Source organism: Vagococcus acidifermentans, from assembly GCF_003987655.1.
Classification (GTDB): Bacteria; Bacillota; Bacilli; order Lactobacillales; family Vagococcaceae; genus Vagococcus_B; species Vagococcus_B acidifermentans.
Window position 1 is genome coordinate 26,950 of the sequence record NZ_NGKC01000006.1, and the last position, 21,744, is coordinate 48,693.

Annotated in this window: 23 protein-coding genes; 11 read left to right on the top strand and 12 right to left on the bottom strand. The window is 47.2% G+C overall.

All coding sequences use genetic code 11. From position 1 onward, the window contains the following. Positions 1-4 precede the first annotated feature (4 nt). The 9 genes from CBF27_RS06425 to yihA all read left to right on the top strand — a co-directional run bounded on the left by CBF27_RS06425 (position 5) and on the right by yihA (position 9,454). The gene (locus CBF27_RS06425; protein WP_126813500.1) at positions 5-1,345 is read left to right on the top strand and encodes an aldehyde dehydrogenase family protein; all 1,341 of its coding nucleotides are present in this window, start codon (positions 5-7) and stop codon (positions 1,343-1,345) included. Positions 1,346-1,351: 6 nt separating this feature from the next. Further along, positions 1,352-2,245, top strand: coding sequence for a phosphate acyltransferase (locus CBF27_RS06430; RefSeq protein WP_126813501.1), 894 nt, complete (start codon positions 1,352-1,354; stop codon positions 2,243-2,245). 1 nt (position 2,246) lies between these two features. Further along, on the top strand, positions 2,247-3,308 hold the full coding sequence (buk, locus tag CBF27_RS06435) for a butyrate kinase (protein ID WP_126813502.1): 1,062 nt from the start codon (positions 2,247-2,249) through the stop codon (positions 3,306-3,308). Positions 3,309-3,342: 34 nt separating this feature from the next. Further along, positions 3,343-4,473 carry an NAD(P)-dependent alcohol dehydrogenase gene (locus CBF27_RS06440; protein WP_126813503.1) on the top strand — a complete coding sequence of 377 codons (1,131 nt, stop codon included), beginning with the start codon at positions 3,343-3,345 and terminating at the stop codon, positions 4,471-4,473. Positions 4,474-4,478: 5 nt separating this feature from the next. Further along, complete coding sequence (locus tag CBF27_RS06445) at positions 4,479-5,126, top strand: hypothetical protein (protein WP_342774787.1); 648 nt, start codon at positions 4,479-4,481, stop codon at positions 5,124-5,126. A 264-nt stretch (positions 5,127-5,390) separates the two neighbouring features. Next, positions 5,391-6,284, top strand: a complete 894-nt coding sequence (locus CBF27_RS06450) for a phosphate ABC transporter substrate-binding protein PstS family protein (protein ID WP_126813504.1) — start codon at positions 5,391-5,393, stop codon at positions 6,282-6,284. A 55-nt stretch (positions 6,285-6,339) separates the two neighbouring features. After that, positions 6,340-7,077, top strand: coding sequence for a response regulator transcription factor (locus tag CBF27_RS06455; protein WP_126813505.1), 738 nt, complete (start codon positions 6,340-6,342; stop codon positions 7,075-7,077). Further along, positions 7,061-8,800 (top strand): sensor histidine kinase, encoded by a 1,740-nt coding sequence (locus tag CBF27_RS06460; RefSeq protein WP_126813506.1) that lies wholly within the window; start codon positions 7,061-7,063, stop codon positions 8,798-8,800. The genes CBF27_RS06455 and CBF27_RS06460 overlap by 17 nt, the downstream gene beginning before the upstream one ends. Positions 8,801-8,872: 72 nt before the next feature. After that, positions 8,873-9,454 carry a ribosome biogenesis GTP-binding protein YihA/YsxC gene (gene yihA / locus CBF27_RS06465; RefSeq protein WP_126813507.1) on the top strand — a complete coding sequence of 194 codons (582 nt, stop codon included), beginning with the start codon at positions 8,873-8,875 and terminating at the stop codon, positions 9,452-9,454. Between the two features lie 51 nt (positions 9,455-9,505). On the opposite strand, the gene folP is transcribed toward yihA, so the two are convergent. The 9 genes from folP to CBF27_RS06505 form a co-directional block, all read right to left on the bottom strand. Next, the gene (folP, locus tag CBF27_RS06470) at positions 9,506-10,279 is read right to left on the bottom strand and encodes a dihydropteroate synthase (RefSeq protein WP_245985988.1); all 774 of its coding nucleotides are present in this window, start codon (positions 10,277-10,279) and stop codon (positions 9,506-9,508) included. Further along, positions 10,269-10,844, bottom strand: a complete 576-nt coding sequence (locus CBF27_RS06475) for a non-canonical purine NTP pyrophosphatase (protein ID WP_126813508.1) — start codon at positions 10,842-10,844, stop codon at positions 10,269-10,271. The genes folP and CBF27_RS06475 overlap by 11 nt, the downstream gene beginning before the upstream one ends. Before the next feature lies 1 nt (position 10,845). Beyond that, the gene (gene folE, locus CBF27_RS06480; protein ID WP_126813509.1) at positions 10,846-11,409 is read right to left on the bottom strand and encodes a GTP cyclohydrolase I FolE; all 564 of its coding nucleotides are present in this window, start codon (positions 11,407-11,409) and stop codon (positions 10,846-10,848) included. Between the two features lies 1 nt (position 11,410). Next, the gene (folK, locus tag CBF27_RS06485; protein WP_126813510.1) at positions 11,411-11,902 is read right to left on the bottom strand and encodes a 2-amino-4-hydroxy-6-hydroxymethyldihydropteridine diphosphokinase; all 492 of its coding nucleotides are present in this window, start codon (positions 11,900-11,902) and stop codon (positions 11,411-11,413) included. Position 11,903: 1 nt separating this feature from the next. Next, on the bottom strand, positions 11,904-12,266 hold the full coding sequence (gene folB / locus CBF27_RS06490) for a dihydroneopterin aldolase (RefSeq protein ID WP_126813511.1): 363 nt from the start codon (positions 12,264-12,266) through the stop codon (positions 11,904-11,906). Between the two features lie 131 nt (positions 12,267-12,397). Further along, a complete protein-coding gene (locus CBF27_RS14120; protein WP_170175025.1) occupies positions 12,398-12,571 on the bottom strand; it encodes an SPJ_0845 family protein in 174 nt (57 codons plus the stop codon). 57 nt (positions 12,572-12,628) lie between these two features. Next, positions 12,629-13,747, bottom strand: coding sequence for an NAD(P)/FAD-dependent oxidoreductase (locus tag CBF27_RS06495; protein ID WP_126813512.1), 1,119 nt, complete (start codon positions 13,745-13,747; stop codon positions 12,629-12,631). Between the two features lie 42 nt (positions 13,748-13,789). Beyond that, on the bottom strand, positions 13,790-14,680 hold the full coding sequence (locus CBF27_RS06500) for a cation diffusion facilitator family transporter (protein ID WP_126813513.1): 891 nt from the start codon (positions 14,678-14,680) through the stop codon (positions 13,790-13,792). A 74-nt stretch (positions 14,681-14,754) separates the two neighbouring features. Then, complete coding sequence (locus tag CBF27_RS06505) at positions 14,755-15,723, bottom strand: alpha/beta hydrolase (RefSeq protein ID WP_126813514.1); 969 nt, start codon at positions 15,721-15,723, stop codon at positions 14,755-14,757. 709 nt (positions 15,724-16,432) lie between these two features. Between CBF27_RS06505 and CBF27_RS06510 the strand changes: the two genes are divergently transcribed. Next, positions 16,433-16,918 carry a DUF7000 family protein gene (locus CBF27_RS06510; protein WP_126813515.1) on the top strand — a complete coding sequence of 162 codons (486 nt, stop codon included), beginning with the start codon at positions 16,433-16,435 and terminating at the stop codon, positions 16,916-16,918. Positions 16,919-17,020: 102 nt separating this feature from the next. On the opposite strand, the gene CBF27_RS06515 is transcribed toward CBF27_RS06510, so the two are convergent. The 3 genes from CBF27_RS06515 to CBF27_RS06525 form a co-directional block, all read right to left on the bottom strand. Continuing rightward, positions 17,021-18,169, bottom strand: a complete 1,149-nt coding sequence (locus tag CBF27_RS06515; RefSeq protein WP_126813516.1) for a pyridoxal phosphate-dependent aminotransferase — start codon at positions 18,167-18,169, stop codon at positions 17,021-17,023. A 78-nt stretch (positions 18,170-18,247) separates the two neighbouring features. Then, on the bottom strand, positions 18,248-18,970 hold the full coding sequence (locus tag CBF27_RS06520) for an amino acid ABC transporter ATP-binding protein (protein ID WP_126813517.1): 723 nt from the start codon (positions 18,968-18,970) through the stop codon (positions 18,248-18,250). Then, positions 18,963-20,426 (bottom strand): ABC transporter substrate-binding protein/permease, encoded by a 1,464-nt coding sequence (locus CBF27_RS06525; RefSeq protein ID WP_126813518.1) that lies wholly within the window; start codon positions 20,424-20,426, stop codon positions 18,963-18,965. Before CBF27_RS06525 ends, CBF27_RS06520 begins: the two co-directional genes overlap by 8 nt. Positions 20,427-20,636: 210 nt before the next feature. Between CBF27_RS06525 and CBF27_RS06530 the strand changes: the two genes are divergently transcribed. Beyond that, the gene (locus CBF27_RS06530) at positions 20,637-21,713 is read left to right on the top strand and encodes an iron-containing alcohol dehydrogenase family protein (protein WP_211334631.1); all 1,077 of its coding nucleotides are present in this window, start codon (positions 20,637-20,639) and stop codon (positions 21,711-21,713) included. The last annotated feature ends 31 nt before the right edge of the window (positions 21,714-21,744 follow it).

Genomic DNA, 21,744 nt, shown 5'->3' on the forward strand with positions numbered 1-21,744 from the left:
AGTGATGACTATCATGGATATGGTGAAGAAGGCGCGGGCAGCAGTTGAGGAAATTAGCGGCTACAACCAAGAGCAAGTGGATAACATGTTGCATGTCGTCTCCAAGATTATTTATGACAATGCAGAACCTTTGGCAAAAATGGCGCGCGAAGAAACGAGGATGGGACGAGTCGATCATAAAACAGGTAAGAACATTGGGATGGCTATCAACATTTATGCAGCACTGAAAGACAAAAAATCGGTAGGAGTCATTCGGGAAATCAAGGAGGAAGGACTGGTGGAGGTTGCTCATCCAGTGGGCGTGATCGGGTCAGTCGCACCGACTACCAATCCGACAATTACACCGCTGGGTAATGGTTTAATGGCATTAAAAGGTAAAAATGCGCTGATTGTTTCTCCGCATCCGCGGGCTAAAAAAACTACCTATGAAACAATCGCCTTGATGCGCAAAGCACTAAAATCTGTCGGCGCTCCTGAAGACTTGATGCAGTGTATTGAAGAACCAAGCGTTGAACGGTCGCAGGAATTAATGAGTGCCAGTGATCTGGTCGTAGCGACAGGCGGCCCGGGCTTGGTCCGTTCTGCATATTCCAGCGGAAAACCAGCCTACGGTGTCGGACCGGGGAACGTGCAGGGCATTCTTGATACGGATTTTGATGTTGAGCAGGCAGCTGAACTGACACTGATCGGGCGCTCGTTTGACAACGGTATCGTGTGTGCCTGCCAGCAGAGTCTGATTTACCCTAATCAAAAAGAGGCAGAAGTTTTTGAGGCATTAAGACAAAAGCATGCGGCTGTTTTTTCCGATGAAGAGTCTGTTGCAAAAATCAGGCAAACAATTTTCCCGGACGGTAAAGCCAATCCTGAAATGATTGGGCAAGATCCGCAAGTCATAGCGGAGGCAGCCGGTCTGACGATTTCTGATGATGCGGAAATAATTGCAGTGAAAGCTGATAAAGCCGGAGCTGACGAGCTGTTGAACAAGGAAAAATTGTTGCCGGTATTGGTCATGATTGGCTACGATACCTTTGAGGAGGCCGTTGCCATTGCGAAAGCAAACCTGCTGCTTGAAGGCGCCGGACACTCAGTCGGTTTATTTTCAAATAACCGCGAGCATATGTTATATGCCGGCGAAACACTTCCAGTCAGCCGTTTGGTAGTGAACCAGCCGACGATTGATGCAGGCGGTGCACCGACTAATGGATTGAATGCGACCGTTTCACTCGGATGCGGTACGTGGGGGAATAACATCATTTCAGAAAACCTCTACTATAAACATTTGATTAATATTTCCCGGATAGCAACACCAATCGCACCAAAGACGCAAGGATCACCTTGGGAGTAGGTCATTATGAGTAAATTTGAAGCTTTACTGGAAAACTTTCAAACTGATAAAAAAATCAGAATCGGGATCGTGAACGCTGCTGATGAAGCGGCAATCAAAGCAGTTTTCCATCCGAAGATACGTGAGTTCCTCAAGCCGGTTTTGATTGGCGATGAAGCAGCTATCAGGGGAATATTATCCAAGCTGAATGAATCGGCTGAAATCATCCCGGCGGCAACTGACGAAGAGTGCGCACAAATAGGTGTCAAGCTGACTAAAGACAAGCAAATCGACTTTTTGATGAAAGGTCATCTTTCCACACGGACTTTTTTAAGAGCGGTCGTTAATAAAGAGCATGGCATCTCAGGCGGGCGCCTGTTGGGACATATCGTCTTGGATGATGTGCCGGCCTATCACAAGCTGCTGTTGACGACAGATGGCGGGATGGTGCTCAAGCCAGATAAAGAAGAGAAAAAACAATTGATTGCCTACAGCATTGAAGTGATGAATAAAATCGGTGTGGCCAAACCTAAAGTTGCTTTGCTGGCAGCGTCGGAGTCAGTTAATCCTAAAGTACCGTCAAGTGTCGAGGCCGAAGAAATCATGCGTGAGATTCAAGCAGAGGCACCGGAGAGCTGTGACATTGACGGGCCGATTTCCCTCGATTTGGCAGTCAGCAAGGAGATTGCCCGCCAGAAAGAGTATGACAGTGCCGTTGCCGGCGATGCAGATATACTGGTCGGACCGGATATTACAACGATGAACGTCCTTGGCAAAAGCCTGACGGTGCTGGCTGGCGGAGAGATGGCCGGCATCATCATGGGGGCGGAAGTGCCGATTGTGATGGTGTCGCGGGCGTCAACTGAAAATGAAAAAATGTATGCGATCTTGATGGCGATGTACTGCAGTAAGGAGGATTAGCATGAAGATTTTAGCAATCAATCCGGGCTCGACATCTACCAAAGTCGCTTATTATGTCGATGGCACAATTATAAAAGAGCAAAGCATCGTGCATCCGCTTGAAACAATCGAAAAATTTGGTGCCGTTACTGAACAGGTGGACTTCAGATGGGAGATCTTACTGAGGTTTTTAAAGGAAGAAAAAATTTCTGCTGTCGAGCTGGATGCAGTCGTCGGCCGGGGCGGTATCTTGCCGCCGGTTAAAGCAGGAGCCTACGAGGTCACTGAAAAATTGATGAATTATCTGCTGTATGAAACGACTGTCGAGCATCCCTCAAATCTCGGTGCCCTGCTGGCGAATGAAGTAAAAAAGCAGGGAAACGAGCGGACAATCGCACTGGTTTATGACCCTGTGTCTGTGGATGAATTTGAAGATGTCGCCCGGATTTCGGGACTGAAAGGAATCGAGCGGAAAAGTCTCGGACATGCGTTGAACATGCGGGCTGTCGCGATGAAAGCAGCTCAGGATGCGCAGCTGGATTATCAGCAGGCAACGTTGATTGTCGCTCATCTGGGCGGCGGCAACTCCATCAGTATCCACCACCAGGGACGAATGATTGATTCGTTTTCGGATGATGAAGGTCCCTTTGCGACAGAACGTACAGGCGGACTGCCGGTGAAGGAAGTCATTGCACTGTGTTATGAAAAGTCAAAGGAAGAAATGCTCAGGCTGTACAAGCGCGAGGGCGGATTAAAATCATATACAGGAACAAATGATGCGCGTGAAATTGAGACGCGGATTAAACAAGGTGATGAAGAAGCGAAGCTGGTCTACGATGCCTATATTTATCAGATTGCTAGAGCAATCGGGGGCTTGGCGACGATTACAGACGGTAAGGTGGACAGGATAATTTTAACAGGAGGCGTCGCTTATTCCGATTATGTGGTAGCGGCGTTGACGCAAAAGACAGCATTTATTGCTCCGGTTATTGCAGAGCCCGGTGAGCATGAGATGATAGCGCTGTCAAAGGGAGCTGAACGGGTTGTACTAGGCCAGGAAGAGCTGCATCGTTTCAAAGGATAAAAGCCGCTCTTCAGAAAGAAAGGGATATGTTATTATGAAAATAAAAGCAGCAGTAGTTAAGGCGCCGGGCGATGATTATCGGATTGAGACAGTTGAGTTGCAGGAGCTGCAAGACACAGATATTCTGGTTAAAATCGTTGCCTCCGGTATTTGCAGGTCGGACTATTCAGAACGGAATGGCGCAGTTGTTCCGTTTCCTAATATTTTAGGACATGAAGGGTCTGGGATCGTTGAAAAAATCGGACGCAGTGTGACGACGGTTCAGCCCGGCGACCATGTCATCTTGTCATATGGATACTGCGACAAGTGCAAGAAATGTAATGAGGGGCATCCGTCATCCTGCTATCATTGGATGGATATTAATAATTCAGGGGTCAATCCAAGAGGAGAACATGTTTTTAAAGATGAAGACGGCAAGGAAATTAATAACTTCTTCAATCAGTCTGCCTTTGCGACATATAGTATTACCAATGAAGCCAATATTGTGAAAGTAGATAAGGATATTGATTTGCGGATTCTCGGTCCCTTGGGCTGCGGCTTGGGAACAGGCAGCGGCGTGGTCATGGAAGTGCTAAATCCTAAACCGGGTTCATCAATGGCTATTTTCGGAACAGGGGCTGTCGGGTTTGCTGCGCTTATGGCGGCCAAAATCGTCGGCTGTTCGACAATCATTGCCCTGGATATCAATGCGGAACGATTGAATAAGGCGAAAGAACTTGGTGCGACCCACGTCATCAACAGTCAGGAACACAGTGAGACACTGGTTGACGAGATTAAAGAGCTGACGGGCGGCGTCGGAGTGGATTATGCGATTGATACCTCAGGTGTTATCCCGGTCATGCAGCAGGCGTTGGCTGTCGTTAGTAATGGCGGTACATTTGTGCCGCTGGCGGTGACGAAAAAGGAATTTGAAGTCAACACGTTCTTTAATCTGGTATTCGGCAACAAAAAAATGGTCGGCTGTCTAATCGGTGATACGATTCCAAAATATCACTTGCCGCGGCTGATTGATTTTTATAAGAAAGGCCAATTTCCTTTTGATCAGTTTATCAAATTTTATGATTTTGAAGACATCGTTCAAGCGGAGGCAGATTCTGTTTCTGGGAAAACATTGAAATCAGTTCTTATTATGGATAAGACATATCAGCCTCCGCAACAGGGGTGATGGGCATGATTAAAAAAGGCGATGTCGTATGGGGAGGCACACTGCTGTTGATCGTTCTGCTGTTTCTGATTCCTGATTCGCGCAGCGTGATTATCGCATTGACAGAGTCCAGTCCTTATATTTCCGGTTTTGTCAAATTTGCGATTCTTGCAACGATGGGTGATTTGATGGGCAACCGGATTGTGACGGGCACATATGTTGTAACTGCTGATGTGTTTTGGCGGATGATTGTCTGGGGCGTGATTGGCTGTATGGTGACGCTGGTGTTTCCTGTTTATATGGGAGGTGCCAGTGTTGCACAGGACGGCGGCTTGCTGCCATTTGCCGGGGTTAAACCGATGCAGGCATTTTTTGGCAGTGCCATCATGAACTTGACGTTTGCTCCCGCGATGAATACCTTTCACCGTGTCTTGGACGGGGTGATTTCTGCCCGTGCTGAAAATAGGGGGCAAGCGATCACTCTAAGAAAAATATTGGCAGGCATTGATTGGCAGCATTTTGTGGTGTTTAATTGGTTGAAAGTCGGGATATTTTTCTGGATACCGGTTCATACGATTGTCTTTCTGCTGCCGGGAAATATTCAAGTCATGGTCGCTGCCTTTTCGTCAATTGCACTGGGCATTATTCTGTCCTTTGCGGCTAGAAAGCAATAGACAGACGCAGTAACTGAAAAAATCGTCAGCATATTGACAGAGCTGGCGATTTTTTGATTGTAAACAACAGGTAAACCGTCCGTCAACGTTTCAAAAAATAACGTTACTAAGACTAAATAAACAGCTGGTTCGCGTCAGACTGCGGTGATTTCCGAAAATAATGCAGAATAACAGAACTTTACATAAACTTTACAAAGATAAAAGATCAGAATTTACATTCGCTTGTTATACTCCGTTTGTACTAATCAAAAAAGGAGATAGAACATGAAAAAACTATTATTTTCAGCAAGTTTGATTTTTTCTGTGATACTAGCAGTCGGATGCGGCTCATCTGACAATAAAGGAGGCAGCAGTGCTTCAACAGAAAAAGGCAAGAGCAGCGAAAAAGTATCCATTACTGCGGTGGGGTCAACTGCTATTCAGCCGCTGGTGGAAAAAGCAAGTGAAATATACATGACGGACAATCCGAACTATTCGATTACTGTTCAGGGCGGCGGCAGCGGCACAGGTTTGAGCCAGGTCAGTTCAGGGGCTGTCGATATCGGGAACTCTGATTTGTTTGCGGAAGAGAAGGACGGCATTGACGCCGGTAAACTGGAAGACCACAAAATCGCGGTGGTCGGCATTGCGCCGATTGTCAACAAAGATGCAGGAGTGACTGGTTTGACGATGCAGCAGCTGCGTGATGTCTTTACCGGCAAAGTGACTAACTGGAAAGAAGTCGGCGGGAAAGATATGGACGTCGCTCTTGTCAACCGGGCGGAAGGCAGCGGCACGCGCGCGACGTTTGAAAAATGGGTACTTGACGGTGCTTCAGCAGCCAAGGGACAAGAGCAGGATTCTTCCGGCACAGTTCACAAAATCGTAGCTGAAACACCGGGTGCGGTCAGCTATCTGGCGTTTTCGTACATTGATGATGCAGTCCAGGCGATTGCCATCGATGGCGTAGAACCTAAGGCGGAAAACGTTCTGGATAATTCATGGACAATCTGGGCATACGAGCATATGTACACACAAAAGGATACCGACAAAAACATCTTGGTATTTTTGGACTTCATGAAGAGTGCCGATGTTCAGGAACACGTTATCAAAGAATTGGGCTACATTCCGATTTCTGATATGAAAGTGGAAAGAGATGTTGACGGCAAGGTAAAATAATCCCAAACTTATCAAGGTGTGATATAATTTAGGAAAATGAAAGGAAGGCGCTCGGATGAAACGGATTTTAGTGGTTGATGATGAGCCCTCCATCACGACCTTGCTTAAGTACAATTTGGAAAAAGAAGATTTTTCAGTGGATGTGGCTTATGATGGTGTGGAGGCGGTTGAGCTGGCGACGAGTCAGCCGTATGATTTCATCATACTGGACTTGATGCTGCCCAAACTCAGCGGCTTTGATGTGACTAAAAAACTGCGTGCTGAAAAAATCGCAACGCCGATTCTGATGTTGACGGCCAAGGATGATGTCGTGGATAAAATTATCGGTCTGGAAATCGGGGCGGATGACTACCTGACGAAACCGTTCAGTCCTCGTGAACTGGTGGCGCGCATCCGTGCTGTCGAAAGACGGATGACACCCTACGTTGATGACTCCTCAAAAAAAGCTCAGTTACATGATAAGTTGACTGAACGCATCAAAGTAGGGGACCTGACAGCTTATCCTGACAGCTACCGTATCCTGAAACATGGTCAGGAGCTGGCACTGACGAAAAAAGAATTTGAGTTGCTGATTTATTTCATGCGCCGGATGAACCGCATCATCGACCGGGATGAACTGATGCTGGCGCTGTGGCAGGATGATAATTACTACCAGTCGCGCACAGTGGATATCCATATCAGCCATCTGCGGGAAAAAATTGAAGACAACCCCAAAAATCCCAAGTACTTGCTGACCGTACGCGGATTTGGGTACAAATTTCAGGAGCCAGTCAATAATGAAAAAGAAGCTTAATATTCAATTGAAATATATTTTACCGGTGATTGGTGTAGTTGCTCTCTTTTTAGCGGGAGCACTCTACACGAATCACTTTTTTCGAACAGAAGTGATCGACCAGCAGAAAAACGCACTCTCCGGCGAGATTGATCTGCTGCTGCCTTTTCTGAGCCGAAACGGCCAGCTGACGCTTGACCAAGAACGGCTGGACGACAGCATGAAAGACATGGAAAGATTGACGGTGTTGGATGCTGAGGCGTCGATTGTTTATGATTCTTCCCATGCCAAGGATGCGACAGGCCGACGCGAAAGCCGGCCGGAAATCCAGCAGATTCTGATACAAGGCAAAGACGTCGGTTTTTCATTGCGCGACAGTGAGACGATTGGCGAAGAATTGTTGTATGTTGCCAAACCGATTGTGTTTGACGGTCAGCTGATAGGTATTGTCCGTTATTCAGAAAAGTTCCTCGGTTTTTCCCAAAGAATCGACCACTTCCGGCGGAACATTTTTCTGTTGTTCTTTGTTCTCTCAGTTGCGATATTGATTATGTTTTATCATATTTTGAAACGCAACACACAGCCCATCACATATATTTTGCCGATTTTGAAAAATGCGGCGAAGAACCCGCAGGTGAAGCAGCAGGTCGTCAATGCCCCGTCTGAATGGCAGGCATTTTACCAAGCAGCCTACGAGCTGATGGATGAAACGAACAGCCTATACTACAAGCAGCTGAAAAACGAAACGAAGCTGCAGTTTCTGTTTGAGAATCTGGAGATTGGGCTGTTTATTTTGGATAAAGACGGCTATATGGTCTTGGCCAATGTGGTGACAGAAAAACTTTTCGACCGAACTTTCAGCCATGCCCACTATCAGGACTGGTTTCGCCAGCGCGACATGAATGATTTAATCAATCAGCTGATTTTAGGAGAACGCGACATTCAGGGGGAAATCCACTTGAAAGGTTACGGCGAGAAACATTTGAAAGTCGTACTGCGGGTACTGAAATCTGAAACGGTCGAATTTGTCGGCATCATTTACGATATTTCCGGCATCCGCAAGATGGAGCGGCTGCATCAGGATTTTATCAGCAATATTTCCCATGAACTGAAAACACCGACGACGTCCATCGTCGGTTTTACAGAAACACTGCTAAATGGCGCCATGTACGATGCGGAGGCGACCAAAGAATTTTTGACGATTATCGACAATGAGGCTAACCGCCTGTATCATTTGATTCAAAATATACTGATGCTGCTGCGGACGGAAAAAGATGTCCGCATGACAGATACGCTGCTGGTGACACCAGAAAGCATCGTGCAGGAAGAAGTCAAACGCTATGACCGTCAAATCAAAGAAAAACAGCTGGCGGTATCAGTGGCGATTCAGTTGGCGTCAGACATTGCGGTCCCGTCCTATGCGTTTCAGATTATTGCTAAAAATATTATAGAAAATGCGGTAGTGTATACGGAGGATAAGGGAAAAATCGACATCAGTCTGACAGAAGATGACAATTACCTGATTTTCAACGTGACAGATACAGGTGTCGGCATCAGCAAGGAGGATCAAAAGCGGATTTTCGAACGGTTTTACCGTGTCAGCCGCTCCCGTCAGCGGAATAAAGGCGGGTCCGGTCTCGGACTTTCCATCGTCGAACACTACACAGAGCTGCTGAATGGACGGGTTGATTTGAAAAGTACGCTGGGCAAAGGCACTGACGTGACGATTACTCTGCCGAAATAAGAAGTGGGATAACAGTTCCCATTTCTTATTTTTTTTGTTAGTATGTAAAGTGACAGTTGGAAGGAGAGACTTATGAACGTACACAATGCAGAACTGGTGATAAGCGCCGTATCGCCGGCACAGTATCCAGATACGCCGTTGCCGGAGATTGCGCTGGCAGGCCGCTCGAATGTCGGCAAGTCATCGTTTATCAATACGTTGATCAACCGGAAAGGGCTGGCACGCACGTCAGGCAAGCCGGGGAAAACACAGACGCTGAATTTTTATCTGATTGAAAATGCACTGCACTTTGTCGACGTGCCGGGCTACGGCTATGCCAAAGTATCTAAAACAGAGCGGGCCAAGTGGGGCAAGATGATTGAAACCTATTTGACCGGGCGCAAGCAGCTGAAGGCTGTCGTGTCGCTGGTGGACATGCGCCATGAGCCGACCGCTGATGATGTACAGATGTATGAATTTTTGAAATACTATCAGCTGCCGGTCATTGTCGTGGCGACTAAATCTGACAAGATACCGCGGGGGAAATGGCAAAAGCATGCGGCTGTTATCAAAAAGAAGCTCAACATGGACCCGCAGGACACCTTTGTGATTTTTTCTTCGGAAACGAAGGAAGGCAAGGAAGCAGCCTGGCAGGCAATTGAATCCTATTTGTAAAAAAACAAGACGGCAGGACACTGGTTGGTCCTGCCGTCTTGTTTTAGGTTTTTAATCAAGCGCCTGCCAGACAGCAAATGCCTCTCTGGTCGCTTTTACGTTATGGACTCTGACGATGTCGACGCCTTTGTGCTTGACGAACAGCGAGGCCGCGAGTGTGCCGGCATCCCGTTCTTTCGGTGCGTCATTGCCTGTCAGCCGGGCAATCGTGCGCTTGCGCGAGAAACCATACAGGAGCGGCAAATCGCGATAACGAAATGTTTCGGGGCGTGCGAGTATCTCCACGTTTTCTTCCGGCGCTTTATGAAAGCCGATACCCGGGTCAAAGCAGATATGCTCTTTTTTGATGCCGCGTGCAACAGCCAGTGTCATTTTCTCTTCATAAAAACGCTGGATGTCTTCGGCAACACTCAGGCTTTTGTCCCGCTGACGGGAGTGCATGATGATGACCGGACACTGATAGTCGGCGATGACATCAATCATCCCGGGCTGGTCCAGTCCTTTGATATCATTGATGATGTCTGCGCCGGCTGCCAGTGCCTGCCGGGCGACTTCAGGAAAATAAGTATCGACAGATATCGGGACAGTTGCGAAACGACGGATGCCTTCAATAACGGGTATCACCCGTTTAGCTTCTTCTTCCGGCGGTATTTCCTGATAGCCAGGGCGTGTCGATTGGCCGCCGATATCCAGGATGTCGGCACCGTCGGCAATCAGCTGGCGAGCATGTGCGACAGCCTGTTCTGTCTGATAGAAATCCCCTCCGTCTGAAAACGAGTCCGGCGTCACGTTGACAATTCCCATAATCGGTTTGTTATGAAACATCGGCAATCCTCCTCAATAGTGCCTGAAATGCTCGTGTTCTGGGGCTGAGTGCCAGTCTTTCGGCTGCCTGCATCTCAGCCAGTGTCTGTTTTTTATCCGGGATATAGAGAATCGGGTCAAAACCGTATCCCCCGACGCCGCGGCTTTCCGGTGCAATCACACCTGTTAGTGTTTCAGCCGCCGACAACTTCCTGCCGTCCGGCCAGCAGTAAACCAGTACGGCATGCAGCGTGAATGATCTGTCGTCCTGTTGTTCAAGCAGCTCAAGCAGCTGACGGTTTTTAGCTTGGTCAGAAGCTCCCGGCGGAAAAAAACGCGCGGTATGCACGCCCAGCTTGCCCGGAAAGGCTCCCAGTGCCAGACCGCCGTCATCTCCCAGCACCGGCCGCTGGAGCAGTTCAGCCAAAGTGCCGGCTTTCTTGAGGGCATTGCCGAAATAAGTAGTGCTTGTTTCACTGATAGCAACAGGGGGCAGATATGCTGTATACGACACCACAGGTATGGTCGAAGCTGTCTGCAGCTCGGCAAGTTTTCCGGCGTTATTAGTTGCAACGATAATCGACATGTTATGTCAGAGCCTCCAAAAATTCGCGTTTCAGGTCTCTGTCCGTCTTGAAACAGCCGGAATAGTGAAACGTCTTGGTGGTGCTGCCGGGCTTTTTGATGCCGCGCATGGACATGCACATGTGTTCCGCTTCGATTGCCACCGCGATGCCTTGAGGGGATACTTTTTCCTCCAGCAGGCGGGCAATTTGAATCGTCAGGTTTTCCTGCACATTGGGGCGCTTGGCACAGTAATCCACCATTCGCGGAATCTTGCTTAATCCGATGATTTGCTTATTCGACGGGATATAAGCCACATGCGCCTTTCCGTAAAACGGCAGAAGATGGTGCTCACACATGGAATAGAAAGGAATATCCTTGACCAGGACGATGTCATCGTCGCTCAGGCTGGTGAAGACTTTGCAATTATTGAAATCCGTTTCTGTCACGGAAGAGAAGATTTCTTCATACATCTTTGCCACCCGTTCCGGCGTTTCAATCAACCCTTCGCGTGTCACGTCCTCGCCGATTGCCCGCAGGATGTTTTTGACGGATTCTTGGATAATTTTTTTTTGCTCGCTATTCATGTTAGACCAACCAACTTTCTTTACTTAATGTGACATCTTGCGCATTGCCTGCTGCGTCAATCCATTCCGGCAGCGATTTGCCAAACAACATTTCCTCGTCATAGACATCTTGCAGAGGAATCAGCACAAACGCCCGTTTTGTCAGTTCCTGATGGGGAATGGTCAATGAGGGCGTATTGATTTCAAGCCCGTTCATCAACAGGATGTCGATGTCGATTGTTCTTGGTCCCCAGCGGACGACGCGTTTTCTGTCCAGCTCCGCCTCAATGCGGTGGATGACTTGCAGAAGATTGTCAGGAGACAGCGTCGTCTCGACTGCGACAACGGTGTTCAAAAAGTCATCTTGCGGCACATCGCCGTAGGGGGCTGTTTCATAGATCCGGGCTTTTTTCACGATGCGGATATCCGCCTCCTGAGCCAGCTTAGTGACGGCCTGCTGCAAATAGTCCATTCTATCGCCAAGGTTGCTGCCTAATGCTAAATAAGTCCTCATATTAAATGATTCTCTCCATCTCAATTTCGATATTATCAAATATGCCATCAATCGGCACATGGTATTTGCGGATTTTTATGACGATTTTGTCAAGAGCCGGCTGATAATGCGCCTCAAGAGTGTCCAGAATACCATAGGCCAGCGCTTCAATCAGATTGAACGAATGTTTAGCGATATAGTTTTTGATTACCTCGTAAACGTCCGCATAGCTGACCGTTTGCTTGAGGTCATCGGACCGTCCGGCATCTTCCAAAGGCAGCACCAGCGTCAAATCGATTTCAATCGGTTGACCAAGCACTCTTTCTTCAGACAGGGCGCCGTTGTATGTATAGAATTTCATATTGTTGATGCGGATTTTTCCCATTTCTTTCACCTCACCACACTAGTGTCACATCTGACTGCTTGTTTGTCAATCGTCGGATTATCGAAAAAGCTGCCGGAAAAAGACTAAACCATTCGCGCAGGAATGGTTTAGTCACGTTAAGTGCTTAGGTATCAGTCTGAAGTGCGTGCGTCTTTTTGCGTGTCTGCCTGCTTTTCAGAAGAGGTCAGAAACCGCGCTTCGCTGGCGTCTTTTGCCAGTTCCTTTTCCGCTTTTTTATCCGGGTCAATGGCGAACTGGTCAAACAGTTTTTCCAAATCGTCTTTTCGCGTGAATTTTAATCCCATAGGCGTTAGCCTCCTTTGATGTGATGCTGGTGTGTATATTTTACCATGTTTTGGCACCTACGGCATTTTTTTGACAGCTGGTACTGCTTGTCTGCGGTAATGCTCGAAGCAGGAGGGCTGGTCCAGCAGCCAGTCAGCAAGCGTTTTTCCGATAATCGTGCCGGTTGTTAAACCGGAAGAACCCAATCCTCCGGCGGCATAGACGCGAGGCAGTCCGGCGACCGGACCAAAGAAAGGTAAAAAATCAGACGTATATGCCCGGGTGCCGACGCGGTGTCCGGTGATTTGTCCGTCTTTCAAAACAGGCAGCAAGTCAGCAGCTTGGCTGACCATTTGCGTTAATAGCTGCGGATCAGGTGCCAAATTGTACCCCATGTCATTTTCATGGGTAGCACCGACTAATATTTTTTGCCGCGTCGCCGGAATGATGTCGATTTCCCCGACAGGCATGATGACGGGGAGCTGTTCAATCGGCCGGGGCAGCGTGATCTCTGCCAGCTGTCCTTTTTGCGGTCTGATATCCGTCTGATACCCCAGCGGTGAGAGCAGCTCCGGCAGCCAAGCACCTGCTGCCAATACAACAGCATCGAACGGGCAAGCCAGAGTGTCTGTATGGACTGTGTAGCCGCCTGATTCAGGAACCACAGCCTGCACTTTTTGCGGAACGATGCAGCAGCCGCTTTTAGCCGCTTGTGTTCCCATGGCAGTTAACAGCGACCGGCCGTCCACTCTGGCGCCTCCGGCAATATGAAGGCCGCCGGCAGAAGGGCGCAGAGACGGCCACTGAGCTGTTATTTCCTGTTGCGTCAGACGGGTGATGCGGCCGATTTCCGGCGCGTCTTCGCGGCGTTTTTCCGCCAGACTAGTCAATTTATGGAGCAGCGGGTCATTTTTTTTAAAGAGCAGCGTCCCGGTTCGGCAGTAACTGTCTGTCTCTTTAGTCAAGGTCAGCTCGTCCATCAGTATCCGGTAAAAATGTGCGCCTGCTTTTGCCAGTGCGTACCATTCTTTGTTCCGCCGCTGGGACAGCCACGGCGAAATAATGCCGGCTGCTGCTTTTGTGGCTTGACCGGTGCCGTCGTCAAACAGCGTCACTTGCTGGTTGTTGCGGCTCAAATAGAAGGCGGTTGTCGTCCCGATTATCCCGCCGCCGATAATGGCGATTCTTTGTCCCATTTTCAACACCTCTGATAAAAAATAAATCTAGTCAGAGACTGACTAGATGGAATTGTTTTCTTCGTATGGTTCGACATGAACGTCCACATCAAAAATGCCGAAGCAGTCTTTCAGTCTTTTTTCAACATAATCGGCAATGTCATGGCTTTGGCGCACAGTAAAGTGCGGGTTCATCAGCACGGTGACATCAAGGAACACATTTGTTCCCAGTGTTCTTGCACGCATATCGGCGACCTCGCGGATGCCGTCTACTTTTAAAATTTCCTCTGCATACTCAGCCAGCTTTTCCGTGTCGAAACCGTCGGACAAATAAAAGGCACTTTCTTGGAAAATCTCAAACGCGGTTTTCAAGATGATGATGCTGACGATGACCGCGGCCAGTGTGTCGATCCAGCCCATTTTGACAGAAGCGGCAAAGACGGCAACGGCGGTCCCGATACTTGTCAGGGCATCGCTCAAATTGTCTTTGGCAGCTGCCATCAAGGCACTGCTGTTGACTTTTTTGGACAAGGAACAATTGTACCAGTAAACACCGAACATCACCACTGCTGACATGAGAGCGACAACAGCTGCCCTTAAATCGGGTTGTTCAATCGGTTTGTCGGAAAAGATGCGCAGTATGCTGTCAAAGAGCACTTGCAGCCCGACTAGAAGCATGATGACAGATGTCAGCAAACTGGCAACATTCTCAGCTTTCCAATGCCCGTAGCGGTGATTATTGTCAGGCGGTTTCTGTGACAAACGCAAGCCGATCAAGACGGCAACAGACGCAATGACATCTGTAAAATTGTTCAAACCGTCCGCAGTTAAGGCATTTGAATTTGAGAGCGAGCCGACGACCAGCTTAAAAGCTGCCAATACGACATAAGCCGTGATACTGACAATGGCACCCCGTTCTGCGGTTTTTAATTCTTCGTATCTTTCTTTCATCATTGACAGTTATCCTCCTGATCGTTAAAACAATGTTGAAAGTATATCAGAAAGAAACGGTTTAGAAAAGATGAAAATTATAAATTAAGCTTTCCTAAAAATGTTTTCAGTGCGTCGCAATATGCGTGGGGATTGACAAGTACCGATGATGAAAAAGGACTGTCTGTCGCCACGAAACTTGTGCCGTGCATTTTTGTTGCACGTAAATTTTCATACATCATGTAAGCCGGGATAATGTCGGAATTGTCCCGGTGAATGAATAATACCGGCAACCGGTTGTGTGCCAAATGGTTGACTGAAACAGCGCTGTCGATGCCTTTTCGGAACCTGCCCCAATAAAGCAGATTGATAACCGGCAGGACGGGCAGCCATGAAGGCAGCCGGAGCAGTTTGCTCTGCATATAGGCAAATAACTTCCGGAATGATGAAAAGCTGTTTTCCGCAATGACGCCCTTGACGACATTGGGGATGTTTTGATTGGCAGACAGGTTGTGCAAAGCGGCATTAGCGCCCAGTGATTTTCCAAACCAGACAATGGCTTTCGGCACTTTTTCAAGAATCAGAAAATCTGTCCATGCCAGAATATCCATTTTTTCAAGATAGCCGAGGGAGATGTACCGTCCGCCGCTCATGCCGTGACTGCGCTGGTCTACTACCAGACAATTGTAGCCGTCTGAAAGACAGGCGCGGACTAGGAAAGCGAAATCGTCTTTCCCCGTCGTACGGTAGCCGTGAAAGCACATCAGCCATTTTTGGCTAGGCTGCCGACTGTAAAAAATAGTTCCAACCAATTTGACATCGCCGGTTCCGCGAATCGATACCCTTTCATCATACGAGTCCCAAAACTCAGCGCCCATTTTCTGCTGCTGGACCGCCAGTTCTTGTACACCGTCACTGACTGGTTGTTCGACACTTTTTAGGAAACTGTCAGTGAACCAAGTATTTTCCCGGTCGGTCAATCCGTTAAACAAAAAAACAGCCAGGGAAATCACCAGCGAGGGAACCGCTACTGCCAAGCATATTAACACAAACAACAAAACCCGCATAAAAACACCTCATTTGACTTTGAAACTGGATGCATGCATTCAAAAAGAGAAACATTTAAGCGCATCCGTCAAGTGCAAGATACCACTCTTGTACAAGTCAACTCCTTCAGATACTTAACATCATAGACATTGATTTTTAGCTAATGACATGTTTGTTCACTCCTATCAGCTGGTGACGATGAGTGTCAAACCGTTGTCGTACTCCTTTTTTCTTATTGTAGCATAGTCGCTGAAAAAATAAATGATTCCGGACTGAAAGTTTTTTGAATCTATTCTAAAAAATGTTACTCGCCGCTTTGTATCACGGCTTGACACTTATTTAAACAGACATGATGCAGCAGTTTCGTGTTATTTCCTGATGGCATCACCGGTTTATCACAGCTTGGCTGTTGAAAAGAGGACGGGTGAGCTGGATAGTTTTCGTTGCTTGTTGCGTAAGCGGTGTTCCGTTCAATTGTAAGCATTATTGCATATTTAGTGTCAGCTGCACTGTCTCAGAAAAATGAACCAAACGTTATCAAAAGCATCTATAGCGTTATTTTTTGATAGCTGTGCTAAACAGCCAACGTTTTTTTTGATGTTTTTTTTAAAAAGCTGAAATCTATTTGGCGGCAAGCCGTGATATAATAGTGCAATCCACGAAGGTGGATGTAACGTTATTTATAATGCCGTGTTCATTTTTTCCATAAATATTGAAAGGGGAATTGCAATGAATGAGCTAACACAGTTGACAGATTATTACAGAGAACAACTGGAGGATGGTAAGATGCAGCAAGCCTATCATGCGCTTGTTAATTATGTTATGAAATTAAAAATATCCATGGTCAACCACTATCCTGAATACAAGTATGGGAATGTCTCACAAGGGTATATGGATTATACGTATTTTTCAGTATCCGACGAGTACCTCAGAAGTAAAAAGTTACGCTTCGGCATCGTATTTAATCACCGGCTGCTGTCTTTCGAACTTTGGCTGATTGGCCAAAATACGGCTATCCAAAAAGAATTCTGGCAAAAACTGCGGCGCAGCAGATGGCTGACCGGGAATTCGCAAATGCCGTGTTACGCAGTGATGGAACTCTCATTGATCAGTGCGCCGGATTTCAGCAATACCACCCGTTTAACAGAAGAAATAATGAAAATGGCAGCGGGCAATATTTGTGCCATTACCGACTTTTTAAAAGGAATTGACTAACACCTGTTTATTAAAAGGACTTGTGCCGGCATGAGTCTGGTCAACCATGCAGTGCCGCCAAAAAAGCAGCAGGACAAAACCGCTTTGTCCTGCTGCTTTTTTTTAATAATTTTGGTTTGCGATACGGTCAAATGCTTCTTTCAGGATACTGATATCCTGAGTCGCTGCCAGACGCACATAGTTGTCGCCGCTGTCGCCGAAAGCTTTGCCGGGAATGACCAGCACTTTGGTGTCATTCAGCAATTTTTTTGTAAAGTCGACCGAGTTCATGCCGGTTTTTGAAATGTTGATAAAGGCGTACATACTGCCCTTGACCGGATGGAGCGACAGGAAAGGTATCTCAGCTACACGCTGTGCCACATACTCGAGCCGCTCTTTAAAAACGGCAGTCACTTTCGGCACCAGTGCCTCGGCGTTGTTCAAGGCAAAAATACCTGCGCGCTGAGACGGTGTCGGTGCAGAGTAGCAGACATTTTCATTCAATCGTTTGCACGCCGCATTGATATAATCCGGTGCTATCATATACCCGATACGCCAGCCTGTCATGGCAAAGGCTTTTGAAAAACTGCTGAATGTCAATGTATGGTCTGGTGCAAATGTCGCCATGGGCACAAAGTCCTGATTGAAGCAAAAAGCCTCATAAACTTCATCTGACAAAATATAAAAATCATGGGTTTTTGCCAGTTCAGCAATTTTTTGAAAGGTCTCTTTTGAGAACACAGCGCCGGTCGGATTGTTTGGCGAATTTAGAATCAGTGCTTTGGTTTTTGAGGTAATAGCCGCTTCCAGCACAGCCAAATCAATTTGGAATCCATCTTTTTCATACGTCGGTATTATGACAGGTGTCCCGCCGGCTGCCACTACTTGCTCTTTATAAGGCGAGAAGAACGGTTCATGGATGATGACCTCGTCGCCGGGATTGAGCAGTACTTGGAGCGCAATAAACATGCCGTGCAAAGCGCCGACAGTTGCGCGGACCTGGTTCGATTGAAACGTCAAGTTGTAACGTCTTTGGTAAAAGTCAATCACTGTGTCAATGAAATCCTGACTGCCGTCAGACGCCGTGTACTTTGTGTGACCGGCTGTAACATCTTTGAAGGCCGCGTCGATAATGGACTGGTCGGTAATCAAATCCGGATCGCCGATCGACAAGTCGAGGAGCCCGTCGGTTTTCTTGGCCAGCGTTGCAATTTCCATCAGAAGATTTTCCTGAGGGTGTTGATAAAAATAAGAGAGTTTAGATTTGTCCATAGGTAATAACCTCCGAGTAAATAACTGAGCGCAAAGAGGAATACAACACGTATTCCTCCAGGTAGCTTATCTTATATCTTACAATACTTTCTTCAAAAAGTCCTGTGTTCTTGGATTTTGCGGGTGATTAAAAATATCATCCGGCGTGCCTTCTTCTTGGATAATACCGGCATCCATGAAAATGACACGGTCTGCGACTTCTTTTGCAAAGCCCATTTCATGGGTCACGATTGCCATGGTCATTCCCGACTGCGCCAGATTTTTCATGACGGCCAGTACTTCACCGACCATTTCAGGATCAAGGGCCGATGTCGGCTCATCAAACAGCATAACGTCCGGATTCATCGCCAGTGCCCGGGCAATGGCGACCCGCTGCTGCTGACCGCCGGATAATTGTGACGGATAGCTGTCAGCTTTATCTTTCAATCCGACTCTTTCCAACAATTCCCGGGCTGTTTTCTCTGCTTGTGCAGGAGCTTCGCCTTTGACTTTAATCGGGCTGATAGTCAGATTTTCAAGAACAGTCTTGTGAGGAAACAGGTTGAAGCTTTGGAACACCATCCCCATTTTCTGTCTCAGCTGATTAATGTCCGTCTGTTTATCCAGCAGGTTCTTGCCTTCAAATTCAATGATGCCGCTGGTCGGCTGTTCCAGTAAGTTCAAGCAACGCAGCAACGTACTTTTGCCGCTGCCGGACGGGCCGATGATAACGACAACTTCGCCGTTTTTAATGTTTAAGTCAATGCCCTTCAACACTTCGTTCTGATCGAAGGACTTATGCAGGTTTTTTATATTAATCACTTGTTCTCAATCTCCTTTCAGCAACTCCAAGCAGGCGTGACAGCGAGAATGTCAGGACAAAATAAATCAATGACGCGATAACAATCGGCACGAACGGTTTGAAACTCGCTCCTTGTACCACACCGGACTGAAACATCAACTCTGAAACACCAATGACCGATACAACGGATGATTCTTTGATGACCGTGACAAATTCATTTCCCAGTGCCGGCAAAATATTTTTGATGGCCTGCGGCAAAATAATGAAACGCATTGCCTGTCCTTGATTCATACCGAGGGAACGGGCGGCCTCTGTCTGCCCTTTGTTGACAGCATTGATACCGGCTCTCACGATTTCTGCCACATAGGCGGCACTGTTGAGTGACAACGCCAGACAGCTGGCGACTAAAGCACTCAGCTCAAAGCCCAGCACATTTGACCCGAAGAACACGAGGAAAATCTGTACCAGCAGCGGGGTGCCGCGGACATATTCGATATAAACAGCAGCAATGCCTTTCAGCAGTTTATTTTTCGAAATTTTCATCAGTGCCAGCAGTGAACCGATGATTGCGCCGAAGAACACGCCGATTAGTGCCAGAAAAATCGTGTAAAGTGTTCCTTTGACATAGTAAGAACCGTATTTTTCAAAGAACGACTTATCACTGAACATGTGTCCGGTCGCTTCTTTTTTATAATCTTCAATCAGATTTTTTTCTCTGATTGTTTCAATCGTTGCGTTGATTTTTGCTTCAAAGACCGGCGCACCTTTTTGAATCGCCACAGCAGTTTGTTTGTCTGCATCTCTGAATTGGACGCTTTCTGCAAAGACCAGATTCTCGTCTTGCGACACATAAGCTTCAGCTACAGGCCCTTCAACAACAGCTGCATCAATTTTTTTATTTTGAAGTTGTAAAATGACATCTGTCAATTTTTGCAATGACACGACTTGAGAACCGGTCAGCTCATTTTTTGCCAGTTCTTCCTGTGTTGTTTGTTTTTGGGCACCGACTTTGACGCCGTTAAAATCATTGACAGACTGGAAACGGTCCAAATCGTCTTTTCTGATGACGACTTTTTGTTTCACATCCATGTAGGCAATTGAGAAATTGACTTCTTTTTTCCGTTCAGGTGTCGGCGACATCCCGGAAATAACAATATCGATTTTATTAGTTTTAAGTGCACCGAGCAGGGCATCGAATCCGTACTCTTCGACTTTCAGCTCGACACCGAGGTCTTCGGCGATTTTTTCGGCGATGGAAATATCAATACCGACGATGGTGTCTTTGCCGTCGACAGTCGCATGGAATTCGTAAGGAGGGTAGTCTGCTGACAGCCCTACAATCAGTGACCCTCTCTCTTTAATACGGTCAAGCACCGGATCGGATTCTTGTGCTGAAGCCGATAGCGGCAAACCGCTGATTAATATGAATAAAACAGACAGGATGGCAAGCCAGCCTTTGAACAGTGTTTTTTTCATGGTAAGCAACTCCTTTTTAATTGTTTAGCATGTCTCGTATTATAAACGAAAATGAAATTTTATGCAATATTTTTTCGCGAAAATCGCTAAAAATGAATAAAAATGTATCTATTTGCTCTCAGCCATTGTTTTTTTAGCTTTTTCCTACTATAATAAATGACAATAAGGAATTGTATATTCTGATTGAAAAAAATGAATGAAGGTGCGGAGTTGGAAAAATCACTGATTGTAAGAGGTGCCCCTCAAGAGTATGTCTGCAAACAAGGGGCGTGGCAAGAATTGCCTCAACATTTGAAAAACAGGGACATAACAAAATTTTTGCTGTTGCATGGCAAAAAATCGTGGCAAGTGGCGGAGCGCTTTTTGCCTGATTTAAGTGGATTTGACGTGTTCAGTCATTATTATGGCGGTGAATGCAGCGATGCATTGAAAGACCATTTTGTTGACTGGATCAAAGAAACAGATGTCGACGGAATCGTTGCCGTCGGCGGCGGGAAAGTATCAGACTTGGCTAAATTTGTCGGTGCAGAAACCTTCAAACCGGTTATTATCCTGCCGACATTGGCTGCCACCTGCGCGGCGTATACACCTATCAGTGTCGTGTACAGGGAAACAGGCGAAATGGATCGGCTGATTATATTTCCGCAGTCCGTGGCACTGACACTGCTTGATCCGCAAGTGCTGTTGGATTCACCGAAAGAGTATCTCGCTGCCGGAATCGGCGACACACTGGCTAAATGGTACGAGTCAGATGCCATCATCTCGCAGCTGGATGTTTTGCCGATGGAAGTCGAGGTTGCCCGTTTTGCTGCCCGTAAATGCCGGGACAACCTGTTGACCGACAGCGAGAAGGCACTGCAGGCGATTGATGAGCAGGCGCTCAGTCAGGCGTTTATCAACGTGGTTGAGACGAACATCATGCTGGCGGGCATGGTCGGCGGGTTTGGCGATGCCTACGGCCGGTCGTCGGGCGCTCATTCGATTCATGACGCATTAACTTCTGTCCCTGCCAGTCACGGACTGCTTCACGGCAATAAAGTGGCATACGGCATTCTCGTACAGCTGGCGATTGAGGGCAAATGGGATGAAATCGACTTGCTGCTGCCGTTTTACCGCAAGCTCGGTCTGCCTGTTTCGCTGAAAGACATGGGAATGACAGCGGACGTGATTGAGACTGTAGCAAAAAAAGCCAGCCATGAAGATGAATGGATTCACTACATGAAAGAAACAATCACGCAGGATGTTGTGGCCAAGGCAATGCGAGCCTTGGAAAAATATACAGTATAATGAAAAAATCGAGTCTTTTTAAAGGCTCGAT

What these genes read in the sequence shown, in the direction of transcription:
- CBF27_RS06425 (WP_126813500.1), top strand. Translation starts at nt 5, where the DNA reads ATGACTATCATGGATATGGTGAAGAAGGCGCGGGCAGCAGTTGAGGAA.
- CBF27_RS06430 (WP_126813501.1), top strand. Translation starts at nt 1,352, where the DNA reads ATGAGTAAATTTGAAGCTTTACTGGAAAACTTTCAAACTGATAAAAAA.
- buk (WP_126813502.1), top strand. Translation starts at nt 2,247, where the DNA reads ATGAAGATTTTAGCAATCAATCCGGGCTCGACATCTACCAAAGTCGCT.
- CBF27_RS06440 (WP_126813503.1), top strand. Translation starts at nt 3,343, where the DNA reads ATGAAAATAAAAGCAGCAGTAGTTAAGGCGCCGGGCGATGATTATCGG.
- CBF27_RS06445 (WP_342774787.1), top strand. Translation starts at nt 4,479, where the DNA reads ATGATTAAAAAAGGCGATGTCGTATGGGGAGGCACACTGCTGTTGATC.
- CBF27_RS06450 (WP_126813504.1), top strand. Translation starts at nt 5,391, where the DNA reads ATGAAAAAACTATTATTTTCAGCAAGTTTGATTTTTTCTGTGATACTA.
- CBF27_RS06455 (WP_126813505.1), top strand. Translation starts at nt 6,340, where the DNA reads ATGAAACGGATTTTAGTGGTTGATGATGAGCCCTCCATCACGACCTTG.
- CBF27_RS06460 (WP_126813506.1), top strand. Translation starts at nt 7,061, where the DNA reads ATGAAAAAGAAGCTTAATATTCAATTGAAATATATTTTACCGGTGATT.
- yihA (WP_126813507.1), top strand. Translation starts at nt 8,873, where the DNA reads ATGAACGTACACAATGCAGAACTGGTGATAAGCGCCGTATCGCCGGCA.
- folP (WP_245985988.1), bottom strand. Translation starts at nt 10,279, where the DNA reads ATGTTTCATAACAAACCGATTATGGGAATTGTCAACGTGACGCCGGAC.
- CBF27_RS06475 (WP_126813508.1), bottom strand. Translation starts at nt 10,844, where the DNA reads ATGTCGATTATCGTTGCAACTAATAACGCCGGAAAACTTGCCGAGCTG.
- folE (WP_126813509.1), bottom strand. Translation starts at nt 11,409, where the DNA reads ATGAATAGCGAGCAAAAAAAAATTATCCAAGAATCCGTCAAAAACATC.
- folK (WP_126813510.1), bottom strand. Translation starts at nt 11,902, where the DNA reads ATGAGGACTTATTTAGCATTAGGCAGCAACCTTGGCGATAGAATGGAC.
- folB (WP_126813511.1), bottom strand. Translation starts at nt 12,266, where the DNA reads ATGGGAAAAATCCGCATCAACAATATGAAATTCTATACATACAACGGC.
- CBF27_RS14120 (WP_170175025.1), bottom strand. Translation starts at nt 12,571, where the DNA reads ATGGGATTAAAATTCACGCGAAAAGACGATTTGGAAAAACTGTTTGAC.
- CBF27_RS06495 (WP_126813512.1), bottom strand. Translation starts at nt 13,747, where the DNA reads ATGGGACAAAGAATCGCCATTATCGGCGGCGGGATAATCGGGACGACA.
- CBF27_RS06500 (WP_126813513.1), bottom strand. Translation starts at nt 14,680, where the DNA reads ATGATGAAAGAAAGATACGAAGAATTAAAAACCGCAGAACGGGGTGCC.
- CBF27_RS06505 (WP_126813514.1), bottom strand. Translation starts at nt 15,723, where the DNA reads ATGCGGGTTTTGTTGTTTGTGTTAATATGCTTGGCAGTAGCGGTTCCC.
- CBF27_RS06510 (WP_126813515.1), top strand. Translation starts at nt 16,433, where the DNA reads ATGAATGAGCTAACACAGTTGACAGATTATTACAGAGAACAACTGGAG.
- CBF27_RS06515 (WP_126813516.1), bottom strand. Translation starts at nt 18,169, where the DNA reads ATGGACAAATCTAAACTCTCTTATTTTTATCAACACCCTCAGGAAAAT.
- CBF27_RS06525 (WP_126813518.1), bottom strand. Translation starts at nt 20,426, where the DNA reads ATGAAAAAAACACTGTTCAAAGGCTGGCTTGCCATCCTGTCTGTTTTA.